Source organism: Robertmurraya massiliosenegalensis JC6, from assembly GCF_000311725.1.
GTDB classification, from domain to species: Bacteria; Bacillota; Bacilli; order Bacillales; family Cytobacillaceae; genus Robertmurraya; species Robertmurraya massiliosenegalensis.
On sequence record NZ_HE978513.1, the window covers coordinates 634,947 to 650,701 of the forward strand.

The window sequence follows — 15,755 nt, forward strand, 5'->3', positions numbered from 1 at the left end:
TTCCTTATCTCAAGTTGGATTATCTACATTTAACGAAAAAAGCCATGACATGTTCAGCTTAATGGCTGAACTTATGTCATGGCTTATAATTAGAGATTAAACTGGACGGAGTTGGCAATGCGCATCATCGTTTCTGCTTCAGATGATAAGTTTTTTGTTTTCACTTCACTTGTAAGCTTTACTCCACCAATCCCTACGATTACTTCATTATCTTTTTCACTTGTTTTTTCAATCAGGAAATAGCCTAATTTGTCGCCTTCAGTTAAACGCTGATCAACATCAAATTCCTTTTGTTGTAGAGTAGCGTTTAAAACAACTTCACTATTCATGTCTTCTTGGAGATTATAGAATAGAATATAGGTTTTTGCCCCATTCTTTAATATAATATTATTGGCCGTTTCTTCCTCAACCTCGAATCCAAATGGTAAGTAATATTGGATATCCTCATTTTCATGGTTACTTTCTTTAGGCGCTTCTTTAAAGGCTTCTTCGACCGCTCCAGTCGCATCAGCTTGTTCTTCTTCAAATGATGCAGAGCAGCCCGTAAGCCATATGGTGACCATCACAAAAAGCAGAATTGCTTTATCGTGATTTCTCATACCTTTTCCTCCTTGCATAAAAGCACTAACCAAAAACAATTTATTTATTATTCTTCCTATAGAACTCGTATTGACCAATCAACAGCTTCATTACATGAGAAAACATCTCCGCTCGATTAACTCTTCCGTTCGAAAAGATCCCTATAGCTCCTTCATGCTTACGAATGTTTTCTTTTTGAGTGTACTGATCCATGACTGGCCCCAACTCCTCACCAGCTCTTAAGCGATCGGCGATTTCCTTCGGTAGTGGGATTCGTGCCCCACCTGCTACAAAAGGCGTTTTTCCCTGTATCGTTAAAGCTCCCCAATTGCAAAGAAACAGCTCTCCTCCATGCTCTTGAACACCGCCCTCAAGACCTATGCCTATATCCCCTTTTCCCTCTTTAAGGGCTGCTATAGAACGATTCACTGCTCCTTTGATCGTCTCCTCATCGGAAAGTGGTTGTTCATTGACCCCAGAGGCTGTATTTCGTGTTTCAAAGTGGACATCATATCCTTCAAAAGCAGCTTGTACCGCCTTTATTTTCGCTGGGTTCTTCGTACCGATGACTACTTTCATTACTGCTCTTCCTTCTTTCAAAAAATAACTCTTTTTTCATGATAGACTTAACTATTTTGCTTAATCGTTTCTACCGTCGTTCGATCACAGGACTTCACTAATTTGATCAGCAATTCCTTTGCAGCTGCGTAATCATCTACATGAATGATTGAAGCATGAGTATGAATATAGCGTGAACAAATCCCCACTACAGCACTAGGAACTCCTTCATTCGTTAAATGAACACGTCCTGCATCCGTCCCGCCGGCGGAAACAAAGTATTGATAAGGAATATCGTTTTGCTCAGCCGTATCAAGGATAAATTCTCTCATACCACGATGAGTGACCATTGAACGGTCTAGTATTCTAAGCAGTGTTCCTTTTCCTAACTGTCCGAATTCCTTTTTGTCACCTGTCATATCATTTGCTGGTGAAGCATCTAAAGCAAAGAAAATATCCGGTTTAATCATTGTTGCTGCTGTTTGCGCTCCTCTTAATCCAACCTCTTCTTGAACCGTTGCTCCAGAATAAAGGGTATTCGGAAGCACGTCATCTTTTAATGCTTCTAATAATTCAATCGATAGTCCACAGCCATATCGATTATCCCATGATTTGGCCATGATTTTTTTCTCATTAGCCATCGGTGTAAATGGGCAAATAGGAACAATTTGTTGCCCTGGCTTAATCCCGATTTTGATTGCATCTTCTTTATCATCGGCACCAATATCGATTAACATATTACTAATTTCCATCGGCTTGCTACGTTTTGCTTCATCTAATAAATGTGGAGGGATTGAGCCAATTACTCCAATAATAGGTCCGTTTTCAGTGATAATTTGGACACGTTGGGCCAAAAGTACTTGGCTCCACCATCCGCCTAATGTTTGAAAACGAAGCATTCCATTGTCGGTAATCGCACTTACCATAAATCCAACCTCGTCCATATGTCCTGCGACCATTACCGTAGGACCGTCACCTTTTCTTATCCCGAACACTCCACCTAATTTATCTTGAACAACTTCATCACTATATTTTGATAGTTGCTCTTTCATAAACTTACGAACTAGATGTTCATTCCCTGGTGCTCCAGGAAGCTCCGTTAATGTTTTAAAGAGTGCTTTCGTATTTTCGTTCATTTTTTCGACTCCTTCTCATGCCATCCTATGTAAAAATCCACAATCTATTCGTCCATGGCGATTTCGCTTTTTCTAGGTACTGAAATGTAGCGTATACTTTTTATTTTACAGAAGTTTCTTTCGACTTACCACCTTCTGTATTTAGTTTATGTTAAAATGGGGGCATGAACTCTACGATTAAGGCTGATTTTTTTTTGATATGTCTTGGTGATATGATGGATATCGTGCATACTTTCTAGAGGGGGGGCCTTTCTTTGAATTGGAAATCTTTTTTCTTAGGACTGGGTGTGGGAGTTATAAGTGGTTTTGCCACTAAGCAATTATTGGATGCGAAAACCTATGTTTCTCCTGAAAAAGCATTAGCAAATGCAAAAGAATTATTTAAGCAATCTGGACCGATAAGTGGTTCATGGATTCAAATGAAAGCAGAGCCGTATGAGAATCACAATTTAACTTATACTGTCTATAAAGGTGGTATCTCACGATTCACGGATGACAGCATGAAGCAATATGAGTTTATTGCTGACGCTGCTACCGGAAGCATTATTGAAACTAAAGAAATAAGCTAAGAAAAATGGGACAGGAGATCGCCTCCTGTCCCATTTTGAGTCCTTCTACTCCACTCTTTTCACCGTTTGTATGAGTTTATTCTCTTCATTCCATTTTACTGCTCGATAAACGGCATCATGATAAAATGTGAACCATGCTTTTTGGGATAGTCCGAATTCAAGCCATTTTTGTTTTGCATATATAGAGGTCATCGGATAATCATCATAGGCCATCACCCAGAGCACATTTTGGTGAGCATGTGTCGGCATGATATCAGCCATATGTAAGGCCGTTTCTCCTCCATCTTCTAGGATCACAATCGAATGTCCATCACTATGACCACCGGTGTGTACCATTTTGATTGGACCGTACGTCCATTCGTTCTCAAATGTCTCCACTTGAGCTTGAATGGGTTCCCAGTTTTCTTTCCAGTATGTATTCCTTGAGCGGATATTCGGCTCTCTCATTTCATCCCATTCTATTTTGGATGTAATGATTTTACTATTTGGAAAAACGGAAAGATACTCTTCCCCTACACGCTTTGAAAGTCCATTCGCATGATCATAATGAAGATGGGTCATCAGCACATAATCAATATCAGCGGTCGTTAAGCCTAAATCCTCTAATGAAAGCTCGATTGTCGACTCTTCTAATACGCCAAAATTCCTTTTTTGTTTATCTGTCAGCTTACCAACACCAATTCCTGATTCAATTAAAAAGGTTTCACCCTTACCTTGTATTAATATTGGATCTGTTCTTAATGGAATCTGATTCTTCTCATTATGTGGATATTTTTTTGACCATAACGCCTTTGGTACAACTCCAAACATCGCCCCACCGTCGAGATGGGTTACTCCTCCACGGAGCCAGGTCAATTTGTACTCACCAATTTGTAACGTTTCCATTAAAATCCCCTCCTTAAAAACATCTTACCATTTGTTCAAAATTTAGAAAACTATGAACAAATAAAAAGCTACTCCTTAAGGAAAGGAACAGCTTTTTTCCTTTTATCGATACTGTACTTCACAGCGATAAATCCGACTACCCTTTTGCGAAAACTTCTCTTCATACTCCGTCATAATATTTCCTTCAAAGTCACTATTGTGAAGGTCGAGGCTTATATATTTCAGTAGTAGACCATATTCTGAAAAACTCATAAGGGAGTATTCAAACAATCCTTGATTGTCGGTCTTAAAATGGATTTCTCCATTATCAATAAGAATATCCTCATACAGTTTTAAAAAGCTTTTATATGTTAAACGTCTTTTCGCATGGCGGTTCTTTGGCCAAGGATCGGAAAAATTTAAATACACTCGACTAACGTCACCTTTTGCGAAGTATTCCGTTAGCTTTTCACCGTTTATATTTAATAACTTAACATTAGGTAAGTCAGCTTCAATTAAACGTTCAAGAGCAGAGACAATGACGCTTTCGAAAAGCTCAATGCCGATATAATTAATATGTGGATTGGCCTTTGCCATTTCCGTTATGAATCGACCTTTCCCAGTTCCTACTTCAATATGGATTGGCTGGTCCTTTTCAAAAACAGCCTTCCAATTTCCTTTATGTTGTTCTGGAGAAGAGATGACATACTGGGGATGTGAATCCAGCATTTCTCTTGCCCACGGTTTATGTCGTAAACGCATCTGTACACCCCTAAAATCAAAAATAAATATTCGTACAAACCATATCATTAAGAAGGTTTTCACGCAAGTTAAAAATAGAACGAAGTGGAATCGAACCGTGAATAAACAAGATAAGGAATTCACATGCTAGATGTGAATTCCTTATAAAAATCTGGACTTATTGAAAGGGTGTACGAGGTGCCACTAAATCAACAAGATCAACTTCAATTATTGAAAGATATATTAAACAACCACCAAGTCGATTGTTGTGGGTCTGTATCAGAACTTGAACAATTAGAACGCCTAGTGAAATCATTAATGGCCGATTCAAATATGAATAATGATGTATTAGAACAAATCTACAACTACAGCCAAAATGGCATTCATTCAAGCAACTTAGATAATCATATTGAATCCCATCAACAACAACTATCACAATGGGTTAATGATGTTGAAACATTTTCTTAATTTGAAAGATCCTTAATGACCGTGAGCCATTTCTCTATTTCTTCGGTACGATCCTTGTTTTTTGACCATTGAATGGTCAGTAATGTTTGTGCAATGAAATACCATTTCATCCGCAATCGCAGATGATCATTTAATGTAATCCCATAGAGGTGAACCCAATCCTCCCATTGTTCTTCGGGAACATACCAATAAAGGAGCATTCCTAAATCAAAAGCAGGATCACCAATCATCGCTCCGTCCCAGTCGATCAAATACAATTGGTTATCTTCCGTTAATAGCCAATTGTTGTGATTCACGTCTCCATGACAAACAACTTGAAGATGGGTTGGGATATTCGAGAGCTCTTCTTTTAAAAATTTTAACGATGAAATAACAATGGGATGCCAAAGAAGCTCCTGATCCAACGCTTTTTCTAATGAATCGAGAAGATGACTTGGTTGTAACGGAGTTTTCCCCATTCGTTTTAACATTCCGAGTAGGGGATCGGAACCATGAATTTTTTGAAGGAGCTTGGCCACTCTTTCACCGTTCATTTCAGGTGGCTTAAGCTCTCTTCCCTCTAACCATTGCTGAGCGGTGATGACATCTCCGCTCTCCAGTCTCTTAGTCCAAATAAGCTTCGGAACAATTCCTTCTGCTGATAAGACGGCTAGAAACGGTGAGGAGTTTCGCTTTAAGAATAGCCTTTGTCCTTCATGTTGTGCAAAAAACGCTTCACCCGTTGCCCCTCCAGCAGGGACAATTTCCCATTCTTGTCCAAATAAGTGTTCCAAAATTGTTCACCTTCAGTAAGTAAATTTCACAATGTTCATCATTATGAAATGAAATTAAGTAACTTGCTTCGTTCGAATAAAAAAGACAGCTACTGATACGATCTACAATAGCTATCTTGTGCAAACTTCATAATAAATGAAAGATAATTGAAAGACAAATGTTTTTTTGACTTTCTATGAATCATTTTCATTTTAGACGGATTCTTCATCCTTTAAATTTTATCTCCTAATACCAATTTCCGTCAAGTCCTCATTAAAATTTCAACTGTTATCTTTATCTGAGCAGCAAGCTGATTATTAGCTTTCTAGCACTTACTAAACAAATCTATCAACCTTCTTAATCATGCTATTCATCTATTTTTTCAGTATTAATGGCATGACTTGACGTTTTACCTTTATCGTAAGAGGAGTTTCTCCTATGTATTCTCCGTCTGCGTGGGCATAGAAGGGGGCATTCGTTTGAATCGAGATTTGCCTTCCGACCATTTCCTCTACTTCTTTAAATTTCGTATGGCCACCCCAAAACACGGTTATAAAGACAAGCAAAAATTTTAGCTTTGAGAGATTATGTACAATCGTTACATTTAACAAACCATCTCGAACATTTGCCCTTGGGGAGATTTTCATCCCACCTCCATAGAAAGGCTGATTAGAAACCGTCACAAACCAAACGTTTTTATAAGAGATGCTCTCCCCGTCTATACTCACCAATACATCGCTACACTTAAAAGAAAACAATTCTTTCATCACAAAATAGGCATAAACAAGACTTCCTAAATGAAAACGATTCAGCATTCCTTTCAAACGAGAAGAATTTGCTTCCTTTGTAATAAGAGCGTCAAATCCAACCCCCATATTGTTGATAAAGCTCGTTTTCTTCCCATTACAATTTTCGATTTCACCAACATCTACGAGTAAAGGTAGTTCTTTTACTTGTTCTAAAATAAACTGTAGCGCAGTGAGAGGATCTTTTGGAATACCGTATCCCCGCCTAAAATCATTTCCTGAACCAGCAGGTATAAATCCAATCATGACATTTTCCACCTGAGATGCACCATTTATAACTTCGTGTATTGTTCCATCGCCCCCAATGGCAACAATCAGCGCCGTTTCCTTAGGAGCGAGGTTCCTATGAATGGATTTGACCATTTCTACAGCATGTCCTCGATATTTCGTTAATGCTGCATGATAAGGTAGATGCTTTGATATAAGCTCTTTTTCGACCTTCTCCCATACGTTCATCGAATAGCCATTTTTTGCTTGAGGGTTAATAATGAAATGGATATTGTTCATTCTCTAAAACCTACATTTTCATCAATATTCTTGTTCCGGTTCTACATCCCACTCAGGCCTGCGCACACTAGTCGTTTGGCAGTAATTTAAGAGAGCTTGTGCTGCCTTCAATTGAATATGCTTTAAAGGAGAGCGTTGTGAGCGCATGTTCTGAAACCATTTTTCATAATTGCGTCTTTCAATAAACTTTGTATCATAAGGAGCAGACGGGTAATCGATATATCCATTACGAGTTAAGACCGCTTTTTGAATCGGGAGCTCAATTTCGTAATGATTTAAGATATTTTTCGTTACTTTCTCCGTCCTATTTAAAGCAATCAACGGGTTTAAAACCTTCTGCTCTTGCTCCTGATTGCGTTTCAACCAAAAGTGTTCATTGGAGCCCACAAACACAGCCCGATCCTCTTCCTCTAAAAAGGTAATACACCAAACTTCAGTTGGAGTAATAAGGATAATTTCTACCTCAACAGGTGCTGTTTTTAATAGGAAAATAGGGTGATACAGGACTAAATAGGTATCCGGAAATCTTTGTAAAAAATATTTCAGCCTTACATCCTCATAAAAGTGTTTATCAATAAAGGATTGTTCAGCAATCGTTGTCGTTGCCCATTTTAATTGAAATGCATATAACTGGTCTAAAAAATTTCGTTTTAATTCATCCAATGTATTTGGTTGAGTCGACAGAGAGGGAGAAAATGAAAAGGTATTAGTTGGGACTTTCGCAAAAATCTCCTCCTCCTCTTCTTCTTTTCCTCTTTTAAATAAATCTTTAATTCGTGTAAAAAAAGGCTCTTTCTCCTCTTCATACCATTCTGGAACAGCAGGCGTCTCCACTCTTTCCTGAAGGCTGTCCCCATTTTCCCATGCTCTCTTCCATTTGTCCCATTGTTGCGTTTTCAATCTCACAAATCGGGAAGGATATAAGAAAATATCCTGTTCATATCGCGAAACATAGTCTTGTAGCTTTATTAGCTGACCCATTATTTGACCTTCCTTACTTTACATTACTTTAAAAAGAATGAGTTTTTCACCTCATATTTTGGAAGCTTTTGGACATGCGTTTCATATAAAACAACTTCATTTGCGATAAATGAAATAGGCTCTATTCTAGTCAAGCTCTCCATCGAAAAGGGCTGTTCCCCTTTCCATTTTCTAGCAAGGGTGATATGAGGGTTAAAATCTCTTGTGTCAAGTTGAAATCCTGCCTGCATACAGGCCTGATACACTTTTTTCCGAAGCAAAGACAGACTTTCTTCTTTTTCTAAACCCGCCCAAAAAATTCTCGGGGAATCGCTTTTTCCAAACACCCCAAAATGATTGAGCTTTAATGAAATAGAGGTCCACTCCGCAAGCTCTTTCTCAATAGTGTTTATCGAGACTGCCAGCTGTTTTAGATTCGCACTTCCTAAGAAAGCTAACGTAATATGGTAATCCTCACGATGTACCCAACTGCTAAAAGGAAACTCCTGCTGTAATTTTTCGCAAGTGTGTTCCAAATAGGTCTTCACTTCTTTTGGAAGCTTTAGCGCATAAAAAAAATGTTGTTTTCTTTCCATTATATCGTCCTTTCTGAAAAACATTAAACGTATTTCTTATTCTTTTCATCATAACCACCAAAAAATTCATAATCAACCCAGTTGCCCCGAATCATATGTTTTCGATATGATAGGAAAGAGACTAATTCGTTGATAAACCTAGAGAGGAAGATTTGATGAAGTTTGTTGAAAATATTTCCGATTTAATCGGGGATACCCCAATGGTAAAACTAAATCGTCTAGCTCCTGAAAATGGAGTCGATGTATATTTAAAACTAGAATTTTATAATCCAAGTCGCAGTGTTAAAGATAGAGCTGCTTTCAATATGATTATTGAAGCTGAGAAGAAAGGATTATTAAAAAAGGGCGCTACGATTATTGAGCCTACAAGCGGAAATACTGGAATTGGCTTGGCAATGAATGCAGCTGCCAGAGGCTATAAATCCATTCTCGTTATGCCAGATACAATGACAAAAGAAAGAATCAATATATTAAAAGCATATGGGGCAGAGGTTGTCCTTACTCCTGGCGATGAAAAAATGCCGGGTTCGATCCGCAAGGCTGAAGAATTAGCTGCTGAAATTCCAAACAGCTTTATCCCGATGCAATTTGAAAATGATGCCAATCCTGATGCCCATCGTCATTCAACGGCATTAGAAATCATGGAAGCCATGAAGGAAATTGGAAAGCCACTTAAAGCTTTTGTAGCAACCGCTGGAACCGGTGGTACGATTACAGGGACTGGAGAAGTTCTTAAAGAGCATTATGAAGATATCCAAGTACATGTCGTCGAGCCCGCAGGTTCACCTGTTTTATCAGGGGGAAAGCCAGGGAAGCACAAGCTTGTTGGGACAAGTCCTGGCTTCATCCCAGATACGTTAAACCAAGAAGTCTATGATAAAATTCATCAAATAACTGATGAGGATGCATACGATATTACTCGTCGTCTCGCAAGTCTAGAAGGAATTCTTGTTGGTCCTTCATCTGGCGCCGCTTGCTATGCTGCCCTAGAAGTAGCAAAAACACTCCAACCAGGAGATGCCATCGTCTGCATTGCCTGTGATACAGGCGAAAGATACTTATCAAGCGATTTATTCCGGTTTGAAGAATAGGAAAGGAAGCGCCGAAATTTGGCGCTTCCTTTTATTTTGCCAGTTCATATATAGCCTGTGCATAAATAGCGGTTGCTTTAAGTAAGTCCTCGATGATCATGTATTCGTCCTTTTGGTGGGCAATGTCCGGTCTTCCAGGGAATAGTGGACCAAACGCAACTCCTGATTTTAACGAGCGTGCATACGTCCCTCCACCGATCGAAAGAAGCTCAGCCTTTTCTCCTGTTTGCTCCTCATAGACCTTTTTTAAAGTTTGCACAAGGAAATCTTGTTCATCAACATGATGTGGTTTCGAATCCGTGAAATTTTCAATCGCAAATCCTTCGTTAAATACCTTATCCTTTAGTCTAGAGAGCGTTTCATCTAGATTTGTCGTGACAGGATAGCGCATATTAAGTCCAAGTGTGCCACCAACGTCTTTCTTATAGCTTAGCTTCCCGACATTCATCGTTAAATCTCCGGTAATATCATCGGAATATGCAATGCCTAATGCTTTTCCACGTGAATCCTGCTGAAAATATGTAGTCACAAATTGAACATAAGCAGATGCTTGCCTATCAAGTTCTTGACCTGAAAGAAACTTCGCTAAAAAGAGTCCTGCGTTTTTACCTTTATCAGGCTCCATCCCATGAGCTGATACGCCCTCTACTTCTAACAGGAAACCTTCCGCCGTATTAGAATGCTTACCTGTAACTTCATTTTCATTTAAGAAACGTTCGAAAGCTCCAGCTAAATCGGAACCATCTCCTGAAATATTCGCTTTGGCATAGTCAGGAACCATATTATATCGTCGACCCGATTCAAAAGAGAGAAGGACATTCTTTCCGTCATTACTACTCCCCAAACCCTGTTGAACGAGATCATAATCAGCAATCCCTTTTTCCGCATAAATGATGGGAAAATCAGCATCGGGAGCAAAGCCACATGTCGGCATTTCTTCATGTTTAAAATAATGGTCGACACAGCGCCAATTGCTTTCCTCATCTGTACCAATAATCATGCGTACTCGTTTATTTAAAGGCAGTCCTAATTCTTTCACCATTTTCATGGCGTAATAGGCGGCCATAGTCGGACCTTTATCATCGATGGCACCACGGGCGAAAATCTTTCCATCACGAATTTCAGCACCAAATGGGTCGCTTGTCCACCCGTCTCCTTCTGGCACTACATCTACATGGCAGAGGATTCCGATCAATTCTTCGCCTTGCCCAAATTCAAGATGTCCAGCTAAGTTGTCGACATTTTTTGTGACAAACCCATCCTTTTCGCCAAGCTTGAGCATAAATTGCAACGCTTCCTTCACACCTTCACCAAGCGGAGCGTCTGGAGTTGCATTCTCTTCATCTAATAGACTTTTGATTTTCAATAAACGTTGTGTATCTTTGATTAGCTCCTCTTTTCGAGCGAGCACTTCTTTATTCCAATCCATTTGAAACCTCCTCAACTAACATTTAAAAAATGGTGATAAAAGAATGAACCTATACTAAAAAGAATCCCAACAATTAATATAGATAATACAAATAATACCGTAATAGTCCGCTTTTTAGCAGAAAAATAGGCGTCATGCTCTTGATATTTTTTCGTAAAAGGATGGGATAATACTATTCTCTCCCATACCCCCACTAGCCAACTCCACATCATGATTAAAAAACCACCTATAATGACACACTTAATCCATAATGGTGGAATGATAAGTACAGCAGCTGCTGTCACAGAGCAAATTTGGAAATAGGTTAAGATATGCGAACTATTTCGAATAAACACTTTCGCGAAAAGTTCGATAAATCCATTTGTTGCCGTTCTTCTTCTAAAAATTCTCCGCGATTTTCGAAATAACCATGGTCTTTTCCTTGTGATGACTTTTGTCTTTTCAAGATCATAAGACATTTGATATACAAGATTAACAAGTTTCTGCTTTTCCTCGCTTTCAATCAATAATTCTACGTCCATGACAGAATTTTTCTTTAATAATGGGAAGTAAAGAAAAATGCTCATCAATCCAATTATGATTGCTAAAAAGAAAACGAAAAGGAGAGCATTCAACCAAAAGCTTGCAACCAATTGAACAAACCAACTGACCACCATAAAAGCCCCAATAAAAGCTAGGCTTCTAACCGTTTTTCTCTCAATCTTTTTAATATGAAACTTTACATACATAATCAAATACTTCAGCGATAACAAAAATAAAAAGTATGTACCAACGTGAATCCATGTTAACTCGTAATGTTCCATTAAAAAAGGAAGGAAGACTACAATTATGACGAAAGTGGACATCGCCTGAAATAGTAATGAATACTGAAATCCCCACTTTTTCAGCCTGTAAAATAACTCTTTTTTCTTCACTAAGAAAACTTTGTCTGCCTCTTCCATATAGCTTCGGTATGTCCCTGTCCATGTAAATAAATAACCTACAATAAAAAACAATTCTAGTGGCATCCACTGTATCCACTCCGGAGTCCCTTCTAACCACCATGAGCGATAAATAAAAATCGAGATCACATTCGCTGGAATAATGAGATAAAGCCATATCGTCCAATCGGCGATCTGACGAAAGGTGTTGATTTGATATCTCCAATTTCGAAGTAAACGATGACGAAAAATGTGAAAGCTACTCATTGCTCTGTTCCTCAGCGATTTTATGAAAACAGTCAAAGAGTGAACCATCTATAAGCCCACATTGCTGTTGAATCTCTGTTAATGTCCCTGATGCTTCCAATACTCCGTTATTGATAAGGAGAAAACGATCACAAACCTTTTCTGCCGTATCTAATACATGGGTAGACATAATAATCCCTGCACCGCGTTTTCGCTCTTCTTCAAGGGAAGATAGAAGAAGCTTCACAGCACTTGGATCTAAGCCAATAAACGGTTCATCAATAATATAAACAGCAGGATTTGTAATTTGAGCGAGAATAAGCATCGCTTTTTGTTGCATTCCTTTTGAAAATGTAGCTGGCAATTGATGGGCTGCCTCATGTAATTTATATACACGAAGAAGCTCATTCACCTTTATCTGATACTCTTTTTCGTCTAATTCTTCTACTGCTGCAACAAAATCTAAATGCTCCCACAATGTCATTTCATCATAAAAAATCGGCCTTTCAGGGATATAGGAGTATTTCTCTCCATCGTGGAATAGGGCTTCACCTTCCATATTCCCCATTAATCCTAGAATCGATTTAATCGTGGTGCTTTTTCCGGCCCCATTTGGTCCAATCAGGCCAATCAGTTCTCCTTTTTTTAATGAAAATTGAATGTCTTTAATAATCGCTTGTTCTTTTTCATAGCCTGCTTGTACAATATTAACGGTTAAAAGACTCAAAACGAGACACCTCCTATTCTTACATACGAATGAACATCGGGAAAGTTTTCCATATCTTGAAAAAGACCATCCAAAAGGGATGATCTTATCTACTCTTTAATTCTCCTTTATTAATAATGCTATTTCATCATATCCGTTTTCTATAGCATAGTCATAAGCCGTTTTACCTGTAGAGTCTTCAATATCTGTATATACCTCAAATTCTAGCAATGTTTCTACCATCACAATGTCGTCATTAAAAACCGCACTCATTAATGGTGTTAATTCATAATCGTCCATTGTATTTGGATCGGCACCAGCTTGAAGAAGATATTCCGCTACTTCATATGATGAATAAACAACTGCCCAATGTAGAGCTGTGGAGCCTTCTAAATCCATTTCATTCATATCAGCTCCATCATTCAAAAGAGATTCGACTTTATCCACATCATTAGCAATTGCCGCATCAATTAATGGCGTACTCCCATTCATTTCCGAGGCAAATTCTGAAAAGAAATTTGATTTTTCAAGCGCTTGATAGGCAAATGTTAAACCTGTAATGATGATCATCATCGATATGATTGCTATGATTAATCCTACCCAAACGCGCCCCTTTGGCTCCTTTAACTCTACTGTTGTGTCAGGGGAATAGCAGGTAGATAATTCATAGATTCTCTTTGGTAAATGAGGATGTGTAGATAGCTTTTCGCTCAGCCAAACAAAAAATCCAGATTCTGTTTGAAGTTGCTTCATATACACTTCATGATTCACCTTCGAATACAGTTCCTTTCCAATCGCTAACATCAATAACGCATTGATTGACGCATCTAATGATTGAATATAATAGGTTGCATAACGATCACAAGTATACTCGCAGGCTCGTAAATAGGCATTTCCCAAGAAAGGAATCCACATTGCTGGCAAAATGAATATGCTGATCAAAACATGCTTTCTTTTTAAATGAGCAAACTCATGAGCAAGAACAAAAAGGACTTCCTTTTCTCCTTCTTTTTCAATTAGATCAAAGATTCCAGAGTAAAGGACGACCATATCCTTTTGAAAAAAACGAGTTGCAAAAGCATTGAGCATCCCCTCAGATTCCACAACATAGAGATCGGGAATTTTTGATAACCCCATGTCCTTTGCAACTATCAACGCTTTTTCATACAGTTCCGGAAATTGTTCTTCACTTAGCTTTACACCATTTCTTCGAATACCTCCAATATAAAGACCATGAAGCACGAGAGAAAGAAATAAAATAAAAGCGATGACAAGCAAACCAATTATGGAAAAAGCTAAAATGATGTACGTTAAAACACTAAATAGGAGAACAACTCCAAAATAAAAATTTTCCTTCCTGTTTACTAGTTGATTTTCAATGGTTGTATCCAAATACAAAATCTTCCTTTCATATAATCTGATATGAATTATAACCGATCTGCAAAAGAACGAATAGAGGGAATTTTATTTATGAAGAAACACCGTAAGAATTGCTAACAAAAAGTTATGAGAATTTTCAAATTTCATTCATAATTAACTTGTACACTCCCATATGTATTTACAGAGAAATGAAGAAAAGGAGGAATGAAATTCAACAATTTATACATTAAAGTAGAAATTATTAGAAAATAAGTTTAGAATTATGTTATAAGGTTCAACATGAAAGTATAGTTGAAAGAAATTGATAAAGGGGTTGTCTTGGGCAAAGAAGAGTACATATTGTATGAGAATAATTCTCATAGAAGCTGTCAGTTGTAGGATGATGCCACAGGTTTTTTAAAAAGGGATAGGGAGTGGTTTTTTGAAACCTTCGACTAACCGGATGATAAACCGAATCAAATCCGTCTACATGTTTATTAATCAACAAGGAACTGTAACAACTCAAGAGCTTGTAGAAGAATTTGGTACAACTCCTCGGACGATCCAACGAGATTTAAATGTCTTGGCTTATAACGACTTAGTAGAAAGTCCAAGTCGTGGTAAGTGGACAACAACAGAAAAGAAAGTAAAAATGACATCGTAAATGTAGTTAATTGACTTTGGAAAATTAGAAATCGCCTCCATCAATGAGGCGATTTCTTTATTCTATTTGACTTCGTACTCCAATAAGCTCTGCAACTCATCATCTGTCAGTTCACGATATTCCCCAAGCTCGAGCGATTCATCAAGCTTCAATGGTCCCATCGATAGTCGTTTCAAGTAGATTACCTTTTTTCCAACCGCTTCAAACATTCTTTTTACTTGATGGAATTTTCCTTCTGTGATCGTTAATTCAATATCTGAATGAAGTCCTGACTTTAAAATCGTGAGTTCTCCTGGCTTCGTCTCATATCCATCGTCTAACACCACTCCATTTTTAAATGCCTTAACATCCTCTTCGGTCACTTCTTGATCAATAACCGCAAAATATGTTTTCGGAACATGTTTCTTTGGCGATAGCAAGCGATGTGAAAGCTGTCCATCATTTGTTATAAGTAAGAGGCCCTCTGTATCCTTATCCAATCTCCCCACCGGAAATGGCGCAAATACCGCATCTTCCATCTCTAATAAATCAACAACGGTTTGATCATAGTTATCTTCAGTCGCTGAAATCACTCCAGGTGGCTTATTCATCATTAAATAAATAAACTCTTTATACTCTATCACATCTCCATTAAGGGTAACGGTATCTTGTTCAGGATTGACATGCTCCTTCGCATCCTTCACAAGCTTATCATTGACTTTAACGGCTCCATCCTTCAACAACTTTTTCACATCTTTTCTACTTCCGTAGCCAAGATTAGCAAGCATTTTATCAATTCTCATTCTGATCCTCCACAAAGTGTT

18 protein-coding genes are annotated in these 15,755 nt (G+C 38.2%); 4 read left to right on the plus strand and 14 right to left on the minus strand.

All coding sequences use genetic code 11. The annotated features are described in order from the left end of the window. Positions 1 to 89: 89 nt before the first annotated feature. From BMSHG_RS12970 to BMSHG_RS12980, 3 genes are read right to left on the minus strand one after another with little or no spacing between them, the layout of a single operon-like run. Positions 90 to 599, minus strand: coding sequence for a hypothetical protein (locus tag BMSHG_RS12970; protein WP_019154892.1), 510 nt, complete (start codon positions 597 to 599; stop codon positions 90 to 92). A 40-nt stretch (positions 600 to 639) separates the two neighbouring features. Continuing rightward, positions 640 to 1,158, minus strand: a complete 519-nt coding sequence (locus BMSHG_RS12975; RefSeq protein ID WP_019154893.1) for a DUF84 family protein — start codon at positions 1,156 to 1,158, stop codon at positions 640 to 642. Positions 1,159 to 1,205: 47 nt separating this feature from the next. Further along, positions 1,206 to 2,273 (minus strand): M42 family metallopeptidase, encoded by a 1,068-nt coding sequence (locus BMSHG_RS12980; protein ID WP_019154894.1) that lies wholly within the window; start codon positions 2,271 to 2,273, stop codon positions 1,206 to 1,208. Positions 2,274 to 2,527: 254 nt separating this feature from the next. Between BMSHG_RS12980 and BMSHG_RS12985 the strand changes: the two genes are divergently transcribed. Then, positions 2,528 to 2,842 (plus strand): PepSY domain-containing protein, encoded by a 315-nt coding sequence (locus BMSHG_RS12985; protein ID WP_019154895.1) that lies wholly within the window; start codon positions 2,528 to 2,530, stop codon positions 2,840 to 2,842. A gap of 45 nt (positions 2,843 to 2,887) precedes the next feature. Here BMSHG_RS12985 and BMSHG_RS12990 read toward each other — a convergent pair whose 3' ends face one another. Further along, complete coding sequence (locus tag BMSHG_RS12990; protein WP_019154896.1) at positions 2,888 to 3,727, minus strand: YtnP family quorum-quenching lactonase; 840 nt, start codon at positions 3,725 to 3,727, stop codon at positions 2,888 to 2,890. 102 nt (positions 3,728 to 3,829) lie between these two features. After that, positions 3,830 to 4,468 carry a tRNA (guanosine(46)-N7)-methyltransferase TrmB gene (trmB, locus tag BMSHG_RS12995; protein WP_019154897.1) on the minus strand — a complete coding sequence of 213 codons (639 nt, stop codon included), beginning with the start codon at positions 4,466 to 4,468 and terminating at the stop codon, positions 3,830 to 3,832. 177 nt (positions 4,469 to 4,645) lie between these two features. Here trmB and BMSHG_RS13000 point away from each other — a divergent pair, with 177 nt between their 5' ends. Further along, positions 4,646 to 4,915, plus strand: coding sequence for a YtzH-like family protein (locus BMSHG_RS13000; protein ID WP_019154898.1), 270 nt, complete (start codon positions 4,646 to 4,648; stop codon positions 4,913 to 4,915). Here the strand turns inward: BMSHG_RS13000 and BMSHG_RS13005 are convergent. From BMSHG_RS13005 to thpR, 4 genes are all read right to left on the minus strand, one after another. Beyond that, on the minus strand, positions 4,912 to 5,688 hold the full coding sequence (locus BMSHG_RS13005) for a phosphotransferase family protein (protein ID WP_019154899.1): 777 nt from the start codon (positions 5,686 to 5,688) through the stop codon (positions 4,912 to 4,914). The genes BMSHG_RS13000 and BMSHG_RS13005 overlap by 4 nt on opposite strands. Before the next feature lie 354 nt (positions 5,689 to 6,042). Continuing rightward, entirely contained in the window at positions 6,043 to 6,981 is a 939-nt protein-coding gene (locus BMSHG_RS13010) for a diacylglycerol/lipid kinase family protein (protein WP_019154900.1), read from the minus strand. 21 nt (positions 6,982 to 7,002) lie between these two features. Next, positions 7,003 to 7,962 (minus strand): nuclease-related domain-containing protein, encoded by a 960-nt coding sequence (locus BMSHG_RS13015; RefSeq protein ID WP_019154901.1) that lies wholly within the window; start codon positions 7,960 to 7,962, stop codon positions 7,003 to 7,005. A gap of 23 nt (positions 7,963 to 7,985) precedes the next feature. Continuing rightward, entirely contained in the window at positions 7,986 to 8,537 is a 552-nt protein-coding gene (thpR, locus tag BMSHG_RS13020) for an RNA 2',3'-cyclic phosphodiesterase (protein WP_019154902.1), read from the minus strand. A 155-nt stretch (positions 8,538 to 8,692) separates the two neighbouring features. Between thpR and cysK the strand changes: the two genes are divergently transcribed. Beyond that, the gene (gene cysK / locus BMSHG_RS13025; protein WP_019154903.1) at positions 8,693 to 9,628 is read left to right on the plus strand and encodes a cysteine synthase A; all 936 of its coding nucleotides are present in this window, start codon (positions 8,693 to 8,695) and stop codon (positions 9,626 to 9,628) included. 31 nt (positions 9,629 to 9,659) lie between these two features. Here cysK and pepV read toward each other — a convergent pair whose 3' ends face one another. The 4 genes from pepV to BMSHG_RS13045 all read right to left on the minus strand — a co-directional run bounded on the left by pepV (position 9,660) and on the right by BMSHG_RS13045 (position 14,321). Further along, positions 9,660 to 11,057 (minus strand): dipeptidase PepV, encoded by a 1,398-nt coding sequence (gene pepV / locus BMSHG_RS13030; RefSeq protein ID WP_019154904.1) that lies wholly within the window; start codon positions 11,055 to 11,057, stop codon positions 9,660 to 9,662. A gap of 11 nt (positions 11,058 to 11,068) precedes the next feature. Continuing rightward, entirely contained in the window at positions 11,069 to 12,244 is a 1,176-nt protein-coding gene (locus BMSHG_RS13035) for an ABC transporter permease (RefSeq protein ID WP_019154905.1), read from the minus strand. Beyond that, a complete protein-coding gene (locus BMSHG_RS13040) occupies positions 12,237 to 12,950 on the minus strand; it encodes an ABC transporter ATP-binding protein (RefSeq protein WP_019154906.1) in 714 nt (237 codons plus the stop codon). The genes BMSHG_RS13035 and BMSHG_RS13040 overlap by 8 nt, the downstream gene beginning before the upstream one ends. A gap of 96 nt (positions 12,951 to 13,046) precedes the next feature. After that, positions 13,047 to 14,321 (minus strand): M48 family metallopeptidase, encoded by a 1,275-nt coding sequence (locus BMSHG_RS13045; RefSeq protein WP_019154907.1) that lies wholly within the window; start codon positions 14,319 to 14,321, stop codon positions 13,047 to 13,049. 409 nt (positions 14,322 to 14,730) lie between these two features. Here BMSHG_RS13045 and BMSHG_RS13050 point away from each other — a divergent pair, with 409 nt between their 5' ends. After that, on the plus strand, positions 14,731 to 14,952 hold the full coding sequence (locus tag BMSHG_RS13050; RefSeq protein WP_019154908.1) for a DeoR family transcriptional regulator: 222 nt from the start codon (positions 14,731 to 14,733) through the stop codon (positions 14,950 to 14,952). A 62-nt stretch (positions 14,953 to 15,014) separates the two neighbouring features. On the opposite strand, the gene BMSHG_RS13055 is transcribed toward BMSHG_RS13050, so the two are convergent. Then, positions 15,015 to 15,734 (minus strand): pseudouridine synthase, encoded by a 720-nt coding sequence (locus BMSHG_RS13055; RefSeq protein WP_019154909.1) that lies wholly within the window; start codon positions 15,732 to 15,734, stop codon positions 15,015 to 15,017. Positions 15,735 to 15,755 lie beyond the last annotated feature (21 nt).

Bases quoted from the DNA above. Each gene is read 5' to 3' on its own strand.
- thpR (WP_019154902.1), bottom strand. From the start codon at position 8,537: ATGGAAAGAAAACAACATTTTTTTTATGCGCTAAAGCTTCCAAAAGAA.
- trmB (WP_019154897.1), bottom strand. From the start codon at position 4,468: ATGCGTTTACGACATAAACCGTGGGCAAGAGAAATGCTGGATTCACAT.
- pepV (WP_019154904.1), bottom strand. From the start codon at position 11,057: ATGGATTGGAATAAAGAAGTGCTCGCTCGAAAAGAGGAGCTAATCAAA.
- BMSHG_RS13010 (WP_019154900.1), bottom strand. From the start codon at position 6,981: ATGAACAATATCCATTTCATTATTAACCCTCAAGCAAAAAATGGCTAT.
- BMSHG_RS13055 (WP_019154909.1), bottom strand. From the start codon at position 15,734: ATGAGAATTGATAAAATGCTTGCTAATCTTGGCTACGGAAGTAGAAAA.
- BMSHG_RS12980 (WP_019154894.1), bottom strand. From the start codon at position 2,273: ATGAACGAAAATACGAAAGCACTCTTTAAAACATTAACGGAGCTTCCT.
- BMSHG_RS13035 (WP_019154905.1), bottom strand. From the start codon at position 12,244: ATGAGTAGCTTTCACATTTTTCGTCATCGTTTACTTCGAAATTGGAGA.
- cysK (WP_019154903.1), top strand. From the start codon at position 8,693: ATGAAGTTTGTTGAAAATATTTCCGATTTAATCGGGGATACCCCAATG.
- BMSHG_RS12970 (WP_019154892.1), bottom strand. From the start codon at position 599: ATGAGAAATCACGATAAAGCAATTCTGCTTTTTGTGATGGTCACCATA.
- BMSHG_RS13015 (WP_019154901.1), bottom strand. From the start codon at position 7,962: ATGGGTCAGCTAATAAAGCTACAAGACTATGTTTCGCGATATGAACAG.
- BMSHG_RS12990 (WP_019154896.1), bottom strand. From the start codon at position 3,727: ATGGAAACGTTACAAATTGGTGAGTACAAATTGACCTGGCTCCGTGGA.
- BMSHG_RS12975 (WP_019154893.1), bottom strand. From the start codon at position 1,158: ATGAAAGTAGTCATCGGTACGAAGAACCCAGCGAAAATAAAGGCGGTA.